Origin of the sequence: Romboutsia sp. (genome assembly GCF_035470145.1) — a bacterium.
Taxonomy (GTDB): Bacteria; Bacillota; Clostridia; order Peptostreptococcales; family Peptostreptococcaceae; genus Romboutsia_D.
Genome location: NZ_DATIRC010000333.1, coordinates 1 through 1,627 on the forward strand (window position 1 = coordinate 1; position 1,627 = coordinate 1,627).

2 protein-coding genes are annotated in these 1,627 nt (G+C 32.5%); both read left to right on the forward strand.

Features of this window, described 5'->3' with window-relative positions; translation table 11 throughout:
* The first annotated feature begins 191 nt into the window (after positions 1-191).
* Entirely contained in the window at positions 192-632 is a 441-nt protein-coding gene (locus VLM92_RS13475; protein WP_325276853.1) for a GNAT family N-acetyltransferase, read from the forward strand.
* A 1-nt stretch (position 633) separates the two neighbouring features.
* Entirely contained in the window at positions 634-1,536 is a 903-nt protein-coding gene (locus VLM92_RS13480; protein WP_325276854.1) for a DUF2156 domain-containing protein, read from the forward strand.
* The last annotated feature ends 91 nt before the right edge of the window (positions 1,537-1,627 follow it).

Below are 1,627 nucleotides of genomic sequence, written 5' to 3' on the forward strand. Positions count from 1 at the left end.
GATGAGAGTAATGAGACTATAATGAAATTTGACCTTTAGTGAAATCCTGCGTCTTGCAAAATTTCGGGAAAGAATATACACATGTAAAAAAAAAGATAGTATTACAAAAACTAAGTAAAAAAATATACTTTGTCTATTCATTGAATAATATTGCTCTGGATAAAATTACTGGTCAAAATTATTTGATTTAAATGATAACGGAAACAAAGTACACGGATGTTGAAATTAAGATGGTTACAGAGTGGCCAGAAAGAGAAGTAATAAATCTGTACAAAGCTGGTGGTTGGTGGAAAGAATCAGATGAACAAACAAACATAAAAAAGCTAATACAGGGAAGTTACGCTTTTTTTGTTGCCATTAACCCCTGTAACGGAAAGGCAGTAGGAATGGGTCGCCTGCTTTCCGATGGAGTATCTGATGCATATATCCAGGATCTAGTTGTTCTTCCTAATTATCGTGGGTATGGTATTGGCAAACGTCTAGTAAAAAAACTAATAGATTTTTGCCTATCAAGAAAAATATCATGGATAGGCTTAATTTCAGAACCTGGACAGAGCAGATTTTATACACATATTGGCTTTAATCCTCTTAACGACTATGTTCCTATGAAATATTGTCAAAAAAAAGAATAAGATGCTCTCAATAGATGATTTTAAACCACTGGATTTAGAGGATAAACCTCTGTTTGATAGATATTATAAAAAATTTCCACCATTTCACAGTGATCAGCTTTTTACCACCATGATAAGTTGGAATGACTATGCCCATTATCATTATACCCTTATTAAAAATCACCTTATCATTATGACCATAATTAACAATCAAGTCCAATTCCGGAATCCAATGGGCAGACACGATCGAGAAATTTGTTATCAAGTCTTAAAACTGGCAAAAAATGTAGAATCAAACTATTCCTTAGGCTTTATTGATCATACATCAAAAGTATACCTTACAAAAAATTTCCCCAAGCTAGAATTTATTCCCCAGAGAGGTTATTTTGATTATGTGTATTTATCATCTGAGCTAGCTAAACTAGAAGGGGAAAAATTTCGGAAAATTAGAAATCGCCTTAATAAATTCAAAAAAAAAAATATATACACAACTGAGGATATTTCCAAAGAAAACATGGAAGAAGTAAGAAAGTTTCTGAAAAGATGGTGTCTTTGGAGAGACTGTGAATCAGATAAAATCTTGAAAAATGAGAAAAAAGCTATTATATACTCTATGAAACATTTTTTTGACCTTGATTTATCAGGGCTGGTACTTAGGGTAAATGAAAAAATTGAAGCAATTTCGGTATATGAAAAAATGGATGAGGAAACTGTGGTGATTCATTATGAAAAAGGATCCCCGTATTATGACGGTATCTATAAGGCAATAAACCAGGAGGTGGCAGAACGTGTTTGCACAAAATATAGATATATCAACAGGGAATCAGACATGGATGCCCCTGGCTTGCGTCAGGCAAAAATGTCCTACAGACCCCATCATCTCGTTAAAGTCTTTGCCGTCAACAAAAAAAATATACAATTCTAGATATTGAGTATAGTTGACTGAATAAATCCCTTCGTTAATAGTAAATAAAAAATTATTTTTAAAAAAATGTTTTTTTTACCGACATATAAAC

Bases quoted from the DNA above. Each gene is read 5' to 3' on its own strand.
- VLM92_RS13475 (WP_325276853.1), top strand. From the start codon at position 192: ATGATAACGGAAACAAAGTACACGGATGTTGAAATTAAGATGGTTACA.
- VLM92_RS13480 (WP_325276854.1), top strand. From the start codon at position 634: ATGCTCTCAATAGATGATTTTAAACCACTGGATTTAGAGGATAAACCT.